Consider the following 18195-nt stretch of genomic DNA (forward strand, 5'->3'; position numbering starts at 1 on the left):
AACTCAAACAGGCCCGTAATGCAAGATTTGAACGAAACAGGGGATTGAACAGCATTCTACTGGAGGATTTACCAGCTTAATTCAACCGAAAATAATTCCCATTTGGGTGAAGCGAAACAGAGGGTGTCAGATTCTTTGTGTAAACGGCATTGATCACAAGGGCACTCTCTCGCCGAAGTAAATCGCAAATTGATTCAGAGCAGCCCCCCAATCTCGTATAGGCATCGTCCACTTTTTCGAGGCGTTTGTCAATGCCAAATACAAGAGCTTCATGACCGCTTCGTCTGTGGGGAATGCCGCCCTGTTTTTCGTCACTTTCCTCAGACTGAAATTAAGGGACTCGATCGCGTTCGTCGTGTAAATAGCTTTCCGTATTTCATCGGGATACGAAAAGAACTCATTGAGATTTTCCCAGTTCACCCGCCACGATTTGCTAATGCTCGGATATTTCTTGTCCCATTTTTCGGCAAAGGCGTCGAGCTGGTCGGCCCCCTGGCGTTCGGTGGCTGCGGTATAGATTTTTTTCAGATCGGCACAGAGTACTTTGCGTTCCTTGTACGATACGTACTTTGCAGAATTACGGACCATGTGAACGATGCACAACTGGATTCTTGTGCCGGGATAAAGCGCGTTAATCGCCTCCGGGAGGCCTTTAAGCCCGTCGATGCAGGCAATCAGGATGTCAGCAAGTCCACGGTTTTTCAGCTCGGTCATGATCCCCGCCCAGAATTTGGCGCCCTCGTTTTCGCTTATCCACAGGCCCAAAGCCTCCTTTTTCCCCTGTAAATTCACCCCTATAGCGGTATATACGGCCTTATTTGTTACCCGGCCATCGTTGCGAGCCTTGACCACAATGGCGTCGAAGTACACAATGGCATAGAATGGATCCAAGGGGTGATTCTGCCATTCCTTGACGTCTTCGATAACCGCATCGGTGACCGTTGAAATGAATTCCGGTGAAACCTCAACGCCATAGATATGTTTCAAGTGACCCTGAATATCCCGCGTGGTCATCCCGCGACCGTACATCGAGATGATCTGATCGTCGAACCCGTCAAATCGTTTCTGGTGTTTTTTGATGATTTGGGGCTCGAACTCGCTGTTGCGGTCGCGGGGTACGTCGATGTGCACGTCGCCCTGCTCGGTTATTATGGTCTTGGTGCTTTTTCCGTTGCGGGAATTGCCGTTGTTCTTGCCGGCGGGGTCGTGTTTTGCATAGCCGAGATGCTGATCCATCTCGGCTGTCATCGCCTTCTCAACGATTCGCTTGGTAAGAATTTTTAGAAGCCCATCCTTCCCGGTGATCTGCTCGGCGGTGAGATTCTTGAAATCGATACCATCCAGCAGTTTCTCAAGTTCTTCTTCTCTCGTGGCCATAAGGTTCTCCTTATATTATTATGGCCGTTTACACAATCTTTATTACACCCTCGCGAAACTGTATACCTAACGCCATCCCCCGGACTTCAGGTCGATTATAATGTTGTTGTCGGCAGGGGGAAGGTCGGTATTCCAACCCTCGATCAGATTGCCCTGGAATTTCATCGCCACCTTGCCCAATAATCCCAGGCCTTCGGTATCGATCGGCTTCTCCGGCTTAATCTCGTCACCGCGCAGATGCGCAACATACGCGCGTGCTATTTCCGGCGCAACTGTCTCGATGTCCCTCGCGGAGACCCAGAATTTACCCAGGGCTTTCTCTACCATTCCCAGGGTGCCCGTGTAGGCATAATCGTACGTATACTTTTCGAAACCTTCCCTCCTGGAAGCGATGGAAGTAATAAACCGGCTCTCGACGCGGACTGTCTGGTCCCTGTTGATTCCGATCACCCTGAAGGGACAGGGATGCGTCACAAACGAACCCGTCTCAATATCGAACACAAAACGGCCCGGCGCTTCCAGCTTTTTCATCGTGATATCCTGGGCGTGATAATGGCCGGTGAATACCAGCCTGACCCCGTATTCCGCGAAAAGGTTCGATACCGTCTCGAACTGGTTGACGATGAACCTCCCGTAATACTTCTCATTATGGGGATAGTGCTCGACTATCCCATGGTGCATGAATACGATGACTGCCTTCTTCTCCTTCTTGGACCGGATGAGCATCGTTTCTATCCATTTCAGCGTGGATTCGGAGAATTCGCCCTGTGTCTCCGGGTGTTTGCCCGGTTTATTATTCCTGTATATGCACGAGTCCAGGGCAAGCAGCCAGAGCCCTCCCGTGGGTTCGACGACGTAGCTCAGCGACGAAACATCCCTCGCCAGGGCGCCCCCGAAACCAAAGTCGGTGTATATCTTCGCGAATTCCTCCGGCGAGACGGCATCGACCGGTTCGGTCGCGTCGCTGTGGTACCTGCACGCCATGCCGTTGTTGACGTCGTGGTTTCCCGGTATCACGAAAATCTTTGGAACAAGTTTCATCAGCGTGCCCAACCTGTCCCTGAACCGTTCGTGGTTTATCTTCTCCCCGTCCTTGGTGAGGTCGCCGGGAATGACGATGAAATCGGGCTTCTCGGCCGCGATCTTTGCAAGGCCCGCGTCGAAAATCTCGCCGCTCAGGTGAAGCATCTTATTGTCGTCCTTGAGATATTTCGCGTATGCCTCGCCCGAGCTGCCAAGAGAGGGGTCGTGGTAATGGGTGTCGGATACAACGACGAACCGAACCGGGGGGTAGTCGGGCATAATGCCGAGAAGTTCCCGAACCCTGGGGTCCTTCTGGTATTCCAGGGCGGTCGATCTATTGCAGGTTAAGGATACAGCTGAAACCAGTGCAATGACGGCAAACGTGATTGTAAATTTTTTCATGGCGGCGCGCAACTCCTGCTGGTATCCGATATGCGATGGGTAATTCCTTCCCGGGCCACAGGTGCAGTGAAATTCTCCTGGCCCAATGGTACGCCTGCCGGGAAATCCTTTCAGTCCGCACCAGTATGAAGCTTCGGCTTTTTTTTTCAAGCTATTCAGGCGGACCCACGGCATAATAATCAAGGAATTCGCGCGCCCGAAAAACGCGCGCCGTTGATCCGGGGAGAGCTTACCCGCGTAAACCAGTGTATCGGCACCCCGCTCTTTGATAAGCCTCGTTCGCCAACGGTCCGATCATCGGGACCTCGCAGCGCTCAATACTGTTTCGATGCGACCGATAATGCCTGCGCGACGACGGGCCCTGCCTCGATTTCGTCCTGTTAATTCTACTGGACACCCCGCCAGGATTTTATTTCATGGTTTCCATCATTATCCAGATCCCCGAGGTCACATGCCATGTCACACAACCCGCTCCAAGAAATAATGAACGCGCGCTCCATCGCTTTTTTTGGCGCCTCCAGTTCTATGGCGAAGATGGGAACCGGCCAGTTGGTGACGCTGCTGTGCAATCATTATCCAGGCGCCATCTACCCCATCCATCCGAGGGAAGAGGAGATTTTCGGACTGCGCGCCTACCGGCGTGTGGGCGATATCGGGAAGCCCGTCGATCTCGCCGTCATTATTCTGCCGGCGAAACTCGTTCCCGGGATCGTGCGCGAGTTGGGCGAGGCGGGAATCCGGCGCGCCGTAATCGTCACTGCCGGCTTCAGCGAGGCGGGCGGCGGCGATCTGCAGCGCGAACTGGACGATGCCTCGAAGAGCGCCGGCCTCCGCTATGTGGGGCCCAACTGCATCGGTGTCGCGAATCTCCACCAAAGCTACAATTTTACCATATTCCCCTTCGAAGGGAAGCCGGGCACCCTGGGGATGCTTTCCCATTCCGGGACATTCGTGACGCACCTTATGCCCTACCTGAACGCGCGCCGCCTCAACTGGGCGGAGGCGATCAGCCTGGGAAACGAGGGCGACCTCGATATCGTCGACGGGCTCGATTACATGGCCGGACGCGAACCCATCAAGGCCATCACCTGCTATATAGAGACCATCCGGCGAGGGCGGGACTTTATGGAAAAGGCCGCCGCGGTTTCCCGGGTTAAGCCGGTCATCGCGCTGTACGCGAGCGGTACAGAGGCAAGTGCCCGCGCAACGGCCTCGCATACGGCGGCCATAGCCACGCCCGAGGGCGTCATCAACGGCATGTTCAGCCAGACCGGGATCGTGCGTGCAGACTCGCTCGAGGAAATGTTCGACTTCGCCTGCGTGCTCTCCCGCTGCAGCCTGCCGAAAGGCCGCCGTGTGGGCATACTCACCAACAGCGGCGGCCCCGGCGCCATCATGGCGGGCACGGTAGCGCGCTGCGGGATGAGCCTTCCCCGGTTTTCACCGGCCCTCCAGCAGGCCATCGCCGCATACGCGCCGCCCACCGCCTCGCTCTCCAATCCCGTCGACTTCACCTTTATCAACGACTGGGAGGGCTATTTCAGCAAGGTGCCGCGGCTCATCGCCGAATCCGGCGAGGTGGACGTGCTCCTCTACTACGGCTTCTTTGGCGTGGAGACCTTCCTCCATTACAGCGATCACCCCTCGGTGGCGCCCAGCCTTGACCGCGCCATCATCGACGCCGCCATGAAGATCGGCGACTCCCTCAAGCACACCATCGCCGATACGCTCAAGGGCCTTCCGGTACCGATCATCTGTTCGACCTTTCTCGACCTGGACGAATCCCTCATCGCGCACCTGATCGAACACGACGTCCCCTTCCTGCCCACGCCGGAACGGGCCGCCCGCGCCGCATGGGCGCTCTGCCGCTACGCCGAGTGGCGGAGGAACCGCATATCCGACTGAGTGCGACTTTGGTACTGTGGGGTCGGGGAAGGGTGCGATCTGGTCTCCTCTCCCGTGCAGGGCAGAGGCCACTTATATTCATTTGCTTTTGTCTCTAATCAACCTGGTAACCAGGCCCTTCGCGGGGAAGCTGTGATCACTGGTCTCCTGTTTGCTATAAATCAGTTTTCCGTCGCATTTAATATCGAACACCCCGCCGCTTCCCCGTATCAACTCGATTTTCGAATCCGGGAAATCCATTAAAAGCTCTGCTTCCACACGGGAAGCCTCGGGCAGGTAGTTTCAGCTGGTGCAATACTTGATTGAGATATTCATTATTCCTCCTGTGCGCAGCCTTTATAGCGTTAATAGGAAATACCGGTTTTTCAAGCATAATATTCATTGCGCGGAATAGGCCTCTTCCTGATGCTCCCTTCGCAGCTTGTTTTAAGGCTTCGCCTTCATGTGTTCAATGAAATGCCAAAGCGGTGCCACGGTAATGTTTTTCGGCAATGGATAGGGACCGGGTACGGGAGCGATGACCCATGATTCGGTTATTGCAAGGGCCTCCCTTGCGTGGTAAAACCCCCTTCCCAGCTCGGGTGCCGAGGAAACCTTGAATTCCACGGCGATTCTTTTTTGTCCCTTTTCCAGTATCAGGTCGATCTCCGCTCCCGTTGAAGCGCGGTAAAAGGAAGCGGACCATGAGGAAAGCGCCGATAGAATGTTTTCCATCGCGAACCCTTCCCACGAATACCCGTACACGGGATGCCCCAGGAGATCGTTCCACGTTTCTATTTCGAGCAGCGAATGCAACAGGCCCGAATCCCTGATATAGCATTTGGGCGACTTGATAACACGCTTTTTTGCATTTGTGCTATATGCAGGAAGTATCCGGACAAGAAAGGTCTGGGCAAGTATATCGATGTACGATCGCACGGTATTGTGACTCACTCCCAGGGACTCGCCTATTTTCGAGTAGTTGAGTGTTTGCCCGTGAGAGTGTGCGCACATGGTCCACAGCCGTCTCATAGACGCGGCGGGGATGTTGAATCCAAGCTGGGGAATGTCCCTTTCCAGGTATGTCCTGATAAAATCCGAACGCCACGGCGAGCTCGCGGCCGATGCGGCAAGATAGCTCCTGGGATAGCCGCCCCTGAGCCAGATTTTGCGCAACAGGGCCGCGTCGTGCCCCGGGTTTACCTCGGAAAGTAAAAAGGGAGTGAGTTCAAGATAGGATATTCTTCCGGCCAGTGACTCGGAGCTCTGGCGCAGAAGGTCACGCGAGGCGGACCCGAGGATAAGGAGCCGGCCGTTCATGCCGCTCCTGTCGAGTATGCTTCGCAGCGCCGGAAAAATTTCCGGCGCGCGCTGGACTTCATCGAGACATACAAGGCAGTCCGCATTTATCTCAAAAAAGGCCTCAATATCCTCTATTTTACGCAGATCCGAGGGCCTTTCGAGGTCGAGAAATACCGCGTTCTTGTGGGAAGCGAGTATCGAGCGCGCCAGCGTCGATTTCCCGCACTGTCTCGGTCCCAAGATCGCCACAGCTGGATTGTTTTTCAGTCTTTCTGTTAATACAGGGGCCATGGCCCGTGGAATGGAACTCTGCATATTGATAATGATAATTACAATATGCAGAGTTTGTCAAGTGCTTTAAATCAAGGAAACTGCGTCCTCTTTCCGGGGAGAGTTCCCTGACATAAACCTGCTTCTCGGAAGTGTGCTCCTCAAAGAAGCTGCCCTTCCCCGTTAAAAATCCCTCAGACAGAGGGCTTAAAATTTGCGATGTCCCAAAATCGCGCTTTTTTCAAAAGCCTGGGCAAAACGGCCCTCGGCCGTTTCACAGATTGTGCATTACGGTGATGAAAAGTCAATGTATTATCGAAATGAGGAACGAATCCGGCACTACCTTCGTCCAGGGCGTCCCTCTCAAAAAAACAAAGGCGCGGAATTTTTCTCCGCGCCTTTGTTGCATGTACCGGTTATTAGTGAAGTCCTACTTCGCGTTGATCCACTTCATCATCTTGCGCAGCTCCGCGCCCACCTTCTCGATCTTGTGGTTCTTGTTTTCCTCGCGCACCTTGTTGAAGAAGGGGCGCCCGTCCTCGTTCTCCTTGATCCAGCGCTTCGCGAACGAGCCGTCCTGGACCTCGGCGAGGATCTTCTTCATTTCCTTGCGGGTCTCCGCGTTGATGATGCGCGGGCCGCTCACGTAGTCGCCGAACTCGGCGGTGTCCGATACCGAGTAGCGCATGTAGTTGATCCCGCCCTGGTAGAAGAGGTCCACGATGAGCTTGAGCTCGTGCAGGCACTCGAAGTACGCGATCTCCGGCTGGTACCCGGCCTCGACGAGCGTATCGAACCCGGCTTTGACGAGCTCGGACGCGCCGCCGCAGAGTACGGCCTGTTCGCCGAAGAGGTCGGTCTCGGTTTCTTCTTTAAAGGTGGTCTCGATTACGCCCGCGCGCGTCGCCCCGATTCCCTTCGCATAGGCGAGCGAAATCTTCCTGGCGTTTCCGGACGCGTCGTTGTGGATGGCGATGAGGCAGGGGACGCCCGCGCCCTTTTCGTATTCGCTGCGTACCAGGTGGCCTGGTCCCTTGGGCGCGACCATGATCACGTCCACGTCCTTGGGCGGCACGATCTGGCCGAAATGGATATTGAAGCCGTGGGAGAACACAAGGGTCTTGCCGGCCTTGAGGCTTGGTTCCACGTCGTTTTTGTAGAGCTTTGCCTGGATGTGGTCCTGCGCGAGTATCTGGATGATGTCGGCCTTCGCGGCCGCCTCGGCGGCGGTCACGGGCTTGAAGCCATGCGATTCCGCAAGCTTGAAGTTTTCCGTCCCCGGGAGCTCGGCGATCATGACCTGGAGACCGCTGTCGCGCAGGTTCTGCGCCTGGGCGTGGCCCTGGCTCCCGTATCCCACGACGGCGATGAGTTTATTCTTGAGCACCCCGAGATCGGCGTCGTTGTCGTAATACATTTTAGCCATACAATTCCTCCTTGCGGATTAGATGCGCGGGCTTCAGGTTTCGGACGCGCGTCCCCGCTCTGCGCGCGGCGCGGTTCCCGCGAAATAACAACCAGCACGTGACATTGTGAGCGGGACCCGGTTTCCGGAGACGCCTATGATCACGAAGAGGCGGCTTCTGTCAATAGTTTTATCGGCCCCCATGCCGTGGGCCTTGCCGCGCGGTCACTCCTTGCCCATCGAAACGCGGCCGGTCCGGATCATCTCCTTGATCGCGTACGGCCGCAGGAGCTCGATGAAGCTGTCGATGCGCCCCGGCTCGCCGGTGACCTCGAGGGTCATGGTCTTGACCGATATGTCGACGATCTCGGCCCTGAAAATCTCCGCGATCTGGTAGACTTCGGTGCGCTTCGCGGGCTGCGCGTTGACCTTCACGAGGGCGAGCTCCCTCTGCACCGCGGAAAACTCGTTGTGGTCGGTCACCTTGATGATATCGATGAGCTTGTTGAGCTGCTTTTTAACCTGCTCGATAATGCGGTCGTCGCCCCTCACGACGATCGTCATGACCGATATATCCTCCTGCTCCGTCTGGCTCACGGTGAGGGAGTCGATATTATATCCCCGCGCCGAAAAGAGGCCCGCGACCCTGGCCAGCACGCCGAACTTGTTTTCAACCTTGACCGAAATGACGTGCCTCATACCAGCTCCCTCGTGATCATATCCTTGACCGATTTACCCGCGGGAATGATCGGGTAGACGTTTTCCTCGCGGTCGACGTGAAAGTCGAGGATGACGGGCTTTTCGGTTTCGGAGAGCGCCCTGCGGATGGCCTCGTCCACCTCCTCCCGCTTCTCCACGCGAATCCCCACCGCGCCGTAGGCCTCGGCGAGCTTCACGAAATCCGGGGAAAAACTGATACAGCTGTGCGAGTAGCGCTTGTCGAAGAAGAGCTGCTGCCACTGCCGCACCATGCCCAGGAACCCGTTATTCAGAATCGCAATGATTATGGGAAGCCTGTGCTGGACCGCGACGATGAGCTCCTGGATGTTCATCTGGATGGAGCCGTCGCCGGCGATATCGATCACCCGCTTGTCCGGGCGCGCGAGCTGCGCGCCGATCGCCGCGGGAAACCCGAACCCCATTGTGCCAAGTCCCCCGGAGCTTATGAAGCTTCGCGGCTGGGTGTACTGGTAGAATTGCGCGGCCCACATCTGGTTCTGACCCACCTCGGTGGTGATCACCGCGTCTCCCTTCGTCAATTCGTATATCCGCTCCACCACGTACTGGGGCTTGATCCTGGTCCCGTCGCTGCCGTAGGTGAGCGGGTTTTCTTTTTTCATCTTGAGTATGGCGTCAACCCACTCCTGTATCTGCGGGGGCTTCACGATCTTCGTCATCTCGTGCAGCACCGCCTTGCAGTCACCCACGATGGGAATATCCACCTGCACGCTCTTGGAGACCGAGGCGGGGTCGATATCGATGTGGATGACCTTCGCCTCCGGGATGAATTCGGACACGTTCCCGGTGACGCGGTCGTCGAACCGCGCGCCCACGGCGATGAGGAGATCGGAATCATGGACAGCCTGGTTTGCGTAGAAGGTCCCGTGCATCCCGAGCATCTTGAGCGCCAACGGATCGGTTTCAGGGTACGCGCCCAGTCCCATGAGCGTGGTAGTGATCGGGATGCCGGTTTTTTTCACGAACTCCGCGAGCTCGGCCGCGGCATTGGAGGCGATGACGCCCCCGCCCGCGTAGATCACGGGTCGCTTCGAGGTCTCGATAAGCCTGCACGCCTTCTCGATCTGCACCGGGTGTCCCTTGTAGACGGGCTTGTAGCTGCGGAGCTTCACCTCTTCCGGGTAAACAAACTTCGTTTCGGCTTTCGAGACGTCCACGGGGATGTCGATCACGACCGGTCCGGGCCTCCCCGTCGAGGCGATGAAGAACGCCTCCTTCACGATGCGGGCGAGCTCTTCCACGTTCTGGACCAGGAAGTTGTGCTTGGTCACGGGACGGGTGATGCCCGTAGTGTCCGCCTCCTGGAAGGCGTCGTTCCCGATCATCGCCGTCGACACCTGCCCGGTGATGACCACCAGCGGCACGGAGTCCATGTACGCGGTCGCGATCCCGGTGACGGCGTTCGTCGCCCCTGGGCCGGACGTCGTGAGCGCGACCCCCACCTTGCCCGACGCGCGTGCGTATCCGTCCGCCGCATGCACGGCCCCCTGTTCGTGGCGGGCCAGTATGAACTTGAACGGGGCGTTGAATATATGATGGAAGATAGGTATGACCACCCCGCCGGGATAGCCGAACATGACCTCCACCCCTTCCTTCTTCAGGCATTCTATGAGTATCTCGGCGCCGGAAATCTTCAACTGGTATACCTCGGAACGTCTTGAATCACCGCGCACGGCGGAAAATACAGGAATTGAATGTGCTCCGCCCCGGTGATGTCAACATAATTTACATCATCAGCCGGCATGTGTCCATAAAAAATAGCCGGGAAAATTGTTTGCCTAAAATCGCGATTAATTCTTCACTGCCTGCGAAGCGGCCCGATTAAGATTTGATTCTTTTTTCCGGGCGCGTTATATTTACCTAATGCAGTCCCGGGGGGAAGGGGCATACTTGAGAGCACGGAAAGCACACATGACCACACGACTCGTTTACTACGGCAACCCGACGCTCAGGCAGGTCGCGAAGGAGATAGAAACCGTCGACCAGCGACATATCGAGCTGATTGAATCCATGTTCAATACCATGTACAAGGCCGGCGGCATAGGGCTTGCCGCACCGCAGGTGAACCACGGGGAGCGCATCATCGTCATCGACCTGGAATATTACAAGGGGCCCTCGCTGGCGCTCATCAATCCCGTCATAACGGAACGCTCCCGCGAGGTCGAACCCTACGAGGAGGGATGCCTCTCGGTTCCCGGGATCATGGCCGATATCATACGACCCGTCGAAATATCGGTCAACGCGATCTCACAGGAGGGGGAGGAGCTTTCCTTCGACGCGGACGGGCTCCTCGCGCGCGTCATCCAGCACGAGGTAGACCACCTGGACGGAATACTGTTCATCGACTACCTGGAGGATTTCACCAGGAAAGAGCTCACCGCCGAACTGAAAAAGATCAAGAAGCTCAACAAGGCCTCATGAAGATCGGCTTCTTCGGCACGCCCGAAATCGCCGCCCATGCGCTTGAAAGGCTCGCGGAGCGTTTCGATATCGCCTTCGTGGTGACGGGAGAGGATAAGCCGATTGGGCGACACCTGCACGTGCAGCCCTGTCCCGCAAAAGCCGCCGCTTCCGCGCGCAACATCGAAACGCTTCACCCGGCGAAGCTCCGTGACGAACAATTCGTATCGGCACTGCGCCCGCACGGCGCGGATATCTTCGTCGTCGTGGCGTACGGCAGGCTCATCCCCCGCGAGGTCTTCGCCATGCCGCGCCTGGGCACCATCAACCTGCACCCCTCACTCCTTCCGCGCTATCGCGGCGCAGCCCCGGTCGAATGGGCCCTCATCCGTGGTGAGACCGAGACCGGTGTGACCGTGCAGCTCATCAACGATCGGCTCGACGCGGGCGACATCGTCATACAGAAAAAAATCCCGCTGGACGACGCCGTCACCGCGGGCGGGCTCTATAAAATCGTAACGCCCCTGGGGGCCGATATGCTCGTGGAGGCGATCGAGCTCCTCGATTCGGGGAAGGCGGCGCCCGTGAAGCAGGATGAATCCCAGGCGACCTTTTGCGGGAAGATCACCGCAGAAACCGCGGGCATCGACTGGTCCCGGCTTTCCCTTGAAATTCACAACCTCGTGCGCGGCCTCAATCCCAAACCAGGGGCGTCCACCGGCTTCAGGGAGATGCTTGTCAAGATATGGACGACCGCGCCCTTCCCCGAGCCGCCGCGCGAGCCCCGGGCCGCCGGGTCGCTTATCGTACACCAGAAGAAGCGCCTGCTCGCGGCTACCGGCGACGGCTGTGTCGAAATCCTCACCCTCCAGCCCGAGCGGAAAAAGATTATGGACGCCCTTTCGTTCATCAACGGATACAGGCTCCAGCCGGACTCGCGATTCGAACCCCATACGGCGGCAGGGTAGCACCATGGGATACAAGGACGAGAACAGGGACAGGCGAAGACCGCGGCGGGCTTCCGCGCCGGCGGCGACTCCCGGCGCCCCCTCCGGTGGCGGGCACGAAAAACACAGGGCGCGGGAATTGCGCCAATCGGCGTGGTGGAGGAAAAAAACCGCCGCGGGAAAATGCCACTACTGCGGAACAATCGTCGGCCACGCGGGACTCACGATGGATCACATAATTCCCCTTTCGCGCGGCGGGACCTCGGAGCGGTTCAATATCGTCCCCGCCTGCAAGGATTGTAACAATAAAAAGAGCTACCTCCTCCCCGCTGAATGGGACGATTACCTCGAGTCCATAAAAAACACCCCCCGATAAAATTATTTATTGAAAATTATTCCGATTTTAAGGTAAGGTGAAGGTTCGTAGCATGCGTCACCTCCCGGGCGCACCAAAAATACACACCAGGGGAAGGAACCGGGGAAAAATGGCCGATAACAGGGGCGAAAATATCCGCAGCGGCGAGCTGCTGATCGTTCAGGGAAGCGAACCGAAGTACATCTATTACCTTCAAAGCGGCGCGGTCGAAATCCTTTCGGCGCCCGACGAATTTAACGAGCTTCATCCCGACATACTCGTCTCCAGGAGCAAGCGCGTGGGCGTCATCCGGGAGAAGGGCGTCATCTCGGGGATGAGCCTCCTGTTCAACGAGCCCTACAAGAAGTCCATCCGGGTGATCGAGGATTCCGTAGTGGCGAAACACCCCATCCGCGAGGGCGGCATCATGCAGGTCCTCAAAGAGAATCCCCAGATGGCGATGAGCCTTTTCACCCACATGACCAGGAGAATCAAGCTCTCGATCGCCGACGCGGGAAAATACGCGCGGCTCTATCAAAATCTGGCCCTCGTGAACGATAACCTCGGGCTCGTCTACAGGAAAAACGCCGTGGGCGACGCCCCGGACCGGCTTCAGCAGCGCGCCGATGCGCTTTACGCCACCTACGTGAAAAACGGGGGCGACTTCCCGTCCGTCATCGACGCCAAGTTTCTCATCCGTGATAACTCGAGCCTTCTAAAAAAGAAATACGCGTACCAGGGGCTCCCGCTCGAATCCCTTGTCGATATGCGGCAGTGTACCTTTCTTACGCAGATATCGAACCTTGACCCCGGCCTGCTCCAGCCCATCATCAACAGCGATCCCGCGATTCCCAGTTACATTTTCGAAACGGTCGCCGAAAACCTGATCAAGGTGCTGGACCGCATCGAGGCCATCCATAACGAGATCGACGAAGAGCTCTCTCAGCTTTTCGGCTCCGAGGCGAGCTGGGTGACCTTCCTGGTCGACGGCGGCGAGCTCACCGCCTGGCAGAAACGGGGGAGGATATCCGAGGACTTCGTGAAGAATTTCCTCTCGGTGGCCGTTAAGTTCCACAACTTCTTCGAGGAAATATCCGGCAAGAAGCTCACCGTCGAATACCCCGCGTTCCGGAAGCTTCACGAATATTACAGCGGCCGCAAGGACCTCCCGGCCGCGGCGCCGGCCCAGAACGAAACCAGGCGGCAGGAGACGGCCGCATCCCCGGGCCGGTCCCGCGCCACGGGAACGCTTTATCAGAATTCGATGCAGCAGATATTCGAATTCGCGGTGGTCGAAAAGGAATTCCAGAAGAGCCTCCTCATGGCGCTCACCGAGTTCAAGAAAAGCTCCAATCCCTTCAACACCGAAATCGAGGGGAGGAAAATCCGCCGCGCGATCACGAAGATGTACTTCGACCTCTACAAGCAGGTATTCATCCGTACGAAAAAGGAGTCCTCGGCGCCCGCGCCCGTGAAACTCATGCTCAACTTCGGCTTTCTCGACGAGGCCATGCTTGAAGAGGGCCAGATCTCCGAGCTCCACTCGCTCACCCTGCGCGCGCACGAGATCACGGAATTGCCAATTTATTTCGAAGAGGATTTCCTCACCCTCATCTATGAAGGCAAGGAGAACCCGAGCATTAACGAAATGGGCATGACCTACGAAGCACACCTTCGCGAAGAGGAAAAGCACCGTAAGGCCAAGGACGACGGCGCCGCGAGTATCGACGAAAACCTGAAGCGGGTGATGTACGAGATCGACCACAGGCTGCTCAATACGCTGGCGGTCTGTTCGGGCTCGACCGCGACGGCGTTCCCCATTCTCACCAACATGACCATGAAGGGAAACCCGGCGAATTTCTACACCTCGAAGAAGAAGCTCGAATCGATCGCGCAGGGCTTAAAGGAGATCGATTACTCGGTCTTCTACCGGGAGATAATCGAGAAGGTCGGGGAGGCGCGCGAGATCATAGAGGAGGAGGTGCTCCCCAGCTTCGTCCTCATCCCCTCGTTCGGGACCAAGAGCATGCTCTGGCAGGAGCTCGACGGCACAAACCGGAAGAGCCGGGGACGCATCGTGGTCCCCATCCTGTTCATGGGGGATCTCCAGAAAAACCTCGCCCACACCTTCGCCTGTTTCCGCTGGGAGCTCAACCGCACCCTCAAAGGGGCCATGTGGGCCGACCCGGTGGAGGGCGGGCTTACCGGCGTCTACTTCGACTACGTGAACTTTTTCAAGAAGATGTCCAAGCTTTCCGTGGAGACCAAGTCATACATCGAGGAGCGCTTCAAGAGCATCCGCACCAACCGCGACCGCTTCGCCGACGATTACATCATGTGGCTCCTCTACGAGCGTGAAGGCATCATGAAGTGCAACTCGGTCGTGCGTGAGATGATGTACCGATACGTCCCCTTCAGGAAGGATGTGCGGAACAGGCTGGAGAACATGCCCGCCTTCGCCGAAATCGGCACCAAGTTCAAGAACATCCGGACCCGGGAGATCACCGGGTACCAGCGCAAGTTCAAGAAATACATGGACGGCGAAGGGCGGCTCCCCGAGGCCCTGCAGCGCTTCCTTGATTTCATGCAGAACTGAAACCGCTTGACAGAAACGTGTCCCGCCCTGTAAAAATCGCACAAACCAAGTGCCGCTGGCAGGCTATACCTATGAATAAATTCGTGATCGTTGCGTCGCTTTTGCTCATTTCCTCCCCCTTCTCGATCGCTGCGCAGTGCGGATCGGCGTCGGAGCGGGAGCTCGCGCTCCTGGAGGAGTCCCGGCGCATGAACGCGGAGAACGCGTCGGTCCAGGACGAGGCGGCGCGCGACCCGTCGGCGCGGGCGCTGCTCGCGGAGCCGGAAAAGTACACCGGCGGCGGCGCGGCCCTTCACCGCAAGTACGAGCGCTGCCTGCTCGCGGTCGCCTACGTGCTCACCGGGAAAAAGAAACTCGCCGTGGCCAGGGGCAGTATCGGGCTCTACCACGACCGGAAGGAGGCGCGGGGGAACAGGTTTTACCTGGGGATGGACATCGCCGCGCCGCGCGGATCGTACGGCGGGAAGGACCCCTTCGAAAAAAGCGCACTTCGCATCCTCGAGGCGCACCTGGGGGACGTGATCGCGGTCGCGCACTCCTGCACCTCGCTTTTCAGCGAGGAGTCGGTGGCGGGTATGGCAGTTCGCTTCCTGTGGGAGGGGCCGGGGGGGGCCGATTCTCTGGTCGTCTGGATGGACGAGCGCGATCTCCGGAAATACGAGAAAAGCGAGCTTCTGCTGAAAGAGCTTATCGGCAAAAGCGGTATCACCGATGCGAAGGGAAAGCTCGTCAGGCTGATACCATAGAAGAAAGCTCCTTCACGAGCGTCCGAATCTCCATCATCGTCCCCACGCTGATGCGCACGTATTCCGACTGCACGGGCCCGGAGAAATAGCGCACCAGGATCCTGCGCTCCTTGAGTCCTTCGTATATCTGCTTCGCGCCCGTCTTCGGGTGCTTCACGAAAAGAAAATTCGATTTCGAGGGCACCACAATGAACCCCAGCCCCGCGAGCTTTTCCTCGAGAAACTCCTTGTTGTCGCGCACCATCTGCATATTGGCCTTGAGGCTTCTCGTGTCCGCGAGCGCGGCGAGCGCGCCCGCCTCCGCGAGCCGGTCTACATTATAGGAATCCTTGAGCTTGATGAGCCCGTCGATGATGCCGGGCTGGGAGATCGCGAGCCCCACCCGCAGTCCCGCGAGCGAGTACGACTTCGAGAAGGTGCGCGTCACGATCAGGTTCTTGAACTGGCCCACCAGACCGATCGCCGATTCCCCGTAGAAGTCCACGTACGCCTCGTCCACGACCAGCAGCCCCTTGAATTTCGCGAGGAAGCTTTTTATCGCGCCCACGTCGACGCCCCTACCGGTGGGATTGTTCGGGTTGGCGATGATCACCAGGTTATGCTTTTTCTTGAGGAAATCGGGAAGGTTCACATCGAGATTTTTGTCCAGGTTGATCTTCTCGTAGGCGATCCCGTTCGCCTCCGCGAGCGTGTAATAGAGCGAATAGGAGGGATACGCGAAGGCGGCCTTCCCGTCCGGCTCGATGAGGCCGCGAAATATAAGCGTAAAGATTTCGTCGGAGCCGTTCGCGACGAACACGTTCTCGGGACCAAGCCCGTTTTGCTTCGCGAAAAGCTCGCGCACCTTCATGGCCGTGGGGTTCGGGTAGCGGCGCAGCTTCTCGTTGCAGGCCTTGCGTAGCGCCTCGATCACCGCGGGCGAGGGCGGAAACGGGTTTTCGTTCGTGTTGAGCTTGATGAAATCGTCGATGTCCTCGGGCTGCTCGCCCGGGGTGTACTCGGCCATGATCTTGAGGCGCGTGTTCCAGTAATTCATGAGTTCTCCTCGCGTATCGGTCAGTTATCGCACGGGACGCCGGCGGTATCGCCGTTCCGCGGACCCTGGGCGCGCCCTATTATTTCAGTGATATCGGACACCCCCTTTTCGCGCATGTAGCCTTCGAGCCGTTCGATGCAATTGACGGAGGTGAGCGGGTCGACGAGCGACATGGTGCCTATGGACACGGCGCAGGCGCCTGCCATGAGAAACTCGATCACGTCCTCGAGCGTTCCTATCCCACCGATCGCGACGACCGGGATGTCGACCCGTGCGCATATCTCGTAGACGATCCTGAGCGCGATGGGCCGGATTGCCGGCCCGGAAAGCCCCGCCACGGTATTTCTAAAGTAGGGCCTGCCCTTCTCGATGTCAATCTTCATGCCCAGGAACGTGTTCACGGCCGAGACGGCGTCGGCCCCGCAGTCCTTCGCGGCGCGCGCGAACTCCGCGGGATCGGTAACGTTAGGCGAAAGCTTCACGATGAGGGGGACCGTGGTCACGCGGCGCACCGCGGCGACGAGCGGCGCGAAGGTGGGCACGCTCTTGCCGAAGGCGATGCCGCCCTCCTTCACGTTGGGACAGCTCACGTTGAGCTCTATGGCCGCGACGCCCGGAACGCCCGTGAGCCTGCGGCAGAGTTCCACGTTTTCGTCCACGGAATGCCCCGCCACGTTCGGGATCACAGTCGCGCCCTTCTCCCGGAGGAAGGGCATCTTTTTTTCAAGGAACGCATCGATCCCCACGTTCTCGAGGCCGATCGAGTTCAGCATGCCGGAAGGGGTTTCCAGGATGCGCGGGCCGCGGTTCCCCGGGCGCGGCTCGATCGAGAGCCCCTTCGTGAAGATGGCGCCCAACCGCGCGATGTCGAAATAGCCCGCGAGCTCCTCCCCGTAACCGGCTGTCCCGGACGCGACGGTGATCGGGTTCTTGAGCGTGAGGCTTCCTATGGTGACGTACGTGTTCATTCGCAGTTATTCCAAATTTCGGCGCGGTATAGAAAAGCGTAGCCGGGGAAGTCCGTCAAGAAATAAAAGGGACGTGCGCGCTTACTTCCCATCCCGATAATGTTCGCTATACCTGTCCAGCACCGCCTTTATCATCACCTGGTAAGGGACGCCGTTCATTTTAGCGCGGCTCTTGAAAAAATTTACACTCGCCTTGCTGAGTAAAATGGTCACTTTCACGGATTCCTCTTTTTTCACCAGCATTTCGGGTGCGGGCAGAAAGTCCGCAATTACCCTGGATTCCCTGATGGCGAGTGAAACGCTTTTAGGCGCTTTAGTATAGTCTAATTTCCTCTTCATATCGCTTCTTGCCCTCTCTCCAGTATCCCGCGCCGATTATCCTTATCGCGGACGCTCGAACCGTAAATCTGACCGTGAGAATCCTATCCAGAACATTCCCATAGCAAAAGTATCGTTTTTCGTTTTGTGTACTTTGTTTCACATCTAACGCGATAACCCTATGTGCATCCAGGAAGGCATTCTGTGCCTCATAGAATGAAACTCCATGCTTGGCTATATTCTGCGCGTTTTTGGATTCTTCCCACTCGAACTCCATGATTAATAATACATATAAATATATGTATGTCAATACATATATTTGACTTGTTGCGAAACTGCCGTCTCGCGCTCGCAGGGAATTCCTGCGAGGCGCTTTTTATGGGGCTTCGCCCCTTATACCCCGTAAACAATTGAGTTACGCAACAAGT

Annotated in this window: 17 protein-coding genes; 6 read left to right on the forward strand and 11 right to left on the reverse strand. The window is 57.3% G+C overall.

From position 1 onward, the window contains the following. Positions 1–153: 153 nt before the first annotated feature. A complete protein-coding gene (locus EPN93_02145; protein TAL39162.1) occupies positions 154–1377 on the reverse strand; it encodes an IS256 family transposase in 1224 nt (407 codons plus the stop codon). Positions 1378–1443: 66 nt separating this feature from the next. Further along, positions 1444–2976: a metallophosphoesterase gene (locus EPN93_02150; GenBank protein ID TAL39163.1), complete on the reverse strand. Its 1533-nt coding sequence runs from the start codon at positions 2974–2976 to the stop codon at positions 1444–1446. Between the two features lie 282 nt (positions 2977–3258). Here EPN93_02150 and EPN93_02155 point away from each other — a divergent pair, with 282 nt between their 5' ends. Further along, positions 3259–4707 (forward strand): CoA-binding protein, encoded by a 1449-nt coding sequence (locus tag EPN93_02155; GenBank protein TAL39164.1) that lies wholly within the window; start codon positions 3259–3261, stop codon positions 4705–4707. 78 nt (positions 4708–4785) lie between these two features. On the opposite strand, the gene EPN93_02160 is transcribed toward EPN93_02155, so the two are convergent. From EPN93_02160 to ilvB, 5 genes are all read right to left on the reverse strand, one after another. Then, the gene (locus tag EPN93_02160; GenBank protein ID TAL39165.1) at positions 4786–4965 is read right to left on the reverse strand and encodes a hypothetical protein; all 180 of its coding nucleotides are present in this window, start codon (positions 4963–4965) and stop codon (positions 4786–4788) included. Positions 4966–5133: 168 nt separating this feature from the next. Next, the gene (locus tag EPN93_02165; protein ID TAL39166.1) at positions 5134–6279 is read right to left on the reverse strand and encodes an ATP-binding protein; all 1146 of its coding nucleotides are present in this window, start codon (positions 6277–6279) and stop codon (positions 5134–5136) included. 409 nt (positions 6280–6688) lie between these two features. Next, positions 6689–7684 carry a ketol-acid reductoisomerase gene (gene ilvC / locus EPN93_02170; GenBank protein TAL39167.1) on the reverse strand — a complete coding sequence of 332 codons (996 nt, stop codon included), beginning with the start codon at positions 7682–7684 and terminating at the stop codon, positions 6689–6691. Between the two features lie 204 nt (positions 7685–7888). Continuing rightward, positions 7889–8362 carry an acetolactate synthase small subunit gene (gene ilvN, locus EPN93_02175; protein TAL39168.1) on the reverse strand — a complete coding sequence of 158 codons (474 nt, stop codon included), beginning with the start codon at positions 8360–8362 and terminating at the stop codon, positions 7889–7891. After that, positions 8359–10038, reverse strand: coding sequence for a biosynthetic-type acetolactate synthase large subunit (ilvB, locus tag EPN93_02180; protein ID TAL39241.1), 1680 nt, complete (start codon positions 10036–10038; stop codon positions 8359–8361). Before ilvB ends, ilvN begins: the two co-directional genes overlap by 4 nt. A gap of 226 nt (positions 10039–10264) precedes the next feature. Between ilvB and def the strand changes: the two genes are divergently transcribed. The 5 genes from def to EPN93_02205 all read left to right on the forward strand — a co-directional run bounded on the left by def (position 10265) and on the right by EPN93_02205 (position 15445). After that, positions 10265–10822 carry a peptide deformylase gene (gene def / locus EPN93_02185; protein ID TAL39169.1) on the forward strand — a complete coding sequence of 186 codons (558 nt, stop codon included), beginning with the start codon at positions 10265–10267 and terminating at the stop codon, positions 10820–10822. After that, positions 10819–11769, forward strand: a complete 951-nt coding sequence (locus tag EPN93_02190) for a methionyl-tRNA formyltransferase (GenBank protein ID TAL39170.1) — start codon at positions 10819–10821, stop codon at positions 11767–11769. The genes def and EPN93_02190 overlap by 4 nt, the downstream gene beginning before the upstream one ends. A 4-nt stretch (positions 11770–11773) precedes the next feature. Next, entirely contained in the window at positions 11774–12124 is a 351-nt protein-coding gene (locus EPN93_02195) for an HNH endonuclease (GenBank protein TAL39171.1), read from the forward strand. Between the two features lie 52 nt (positions 12125–12176). Next, a complete protein-coding gene (locus tag EPN93_02200) occupies positions 12177–14699 on the forward strand; it encodes a cyclic nucleotide-binding domain-containing protein (protein TAL39172.1) in 2523 nt (840 codons plus the stop codon). A gap of 71 nt (positions 14700–14770) precedes the next feature. Continuing rightward, a complete protein-coding gene (locus tag EPN93_02205) occupies positions 14771–15445 on the forward strand; it encodes a hypothetical protein (GenBank protein ID TAL39173.1) in 675 nt (224 codons plus the stop codon). Here the strand turns inward: EPN93_02205 and EPN93_02210 are convergent. The 4 genes from EPN93_02210 to EPN93_02225 all read right to left on the reverse strand — a co-directional run bounded on the left by EPN93_02210 (position 15429) and on the right by EPN93_02225 (position 18044). Continuing rightward, a complete protein-coding gene (locus tag EPN93_02210; GenBank protein ID TAL39174.1) occupies positions 15429–16481 on the reverse strand; it encodes a histidinol-phosphate transaminase in 1053 nt (350 codons plus the stop codon). The genes EPN93_02205 and EPN93_02210 overlap by 17 nt on opposite strands. A gap of 20 nt (positions 16482–16501) precedes the next feature. Continuing rightward, on the reverse strand, positions 16502–17449 hold the full coding sequence (locus EPN93_02215) for a dihydroorotate dehydrogenase (GenBank protein ID TAL39175.1): 948 nt from the start codon (positions 17447–17449) through the stop codon (positions 16502–16504). 81 nt (positions 17450–17530) lie between these two features. Continuing rightward, positions 17531–17788 carry a CopG family transcriptional regulator gene (locus tag EPN93_02220; GenBank protein ID TAL39176.1) on the reverse strand — a complete coding sequence of 86 codons (258 nt, stop codon included), beginning with the start codon at positions 17786–17788 and terminating at the stop codon, positions 17531–17533. Beyond that, the gene (locus tag EPN93_02225; protein TAL39177.1) at positions 17763–18044 is read right to left on the reverse strand and encodes a BrnT family toxin; all 282 of its coding nucleotides are present in this window, start codon (positions 18042–18044) and stop codon (positions 17763–17765) included. The genes EPN93_02220 and EPN93_02225 overlap by 26 nt, the downstream gene beginning before the upstream one ends. Positions 18045–18195 lie beyond the last annotated feature (151 nt).

This window comes from Spirochaetota bacterium, assembly GCA_004297825.1.
In the GTDB taxonomy this organism is placed as follows: domain Bacteria; phylum Spirochaetota; class UBA4802; order UBA4802; family UBA5368; genus FW300-bin19.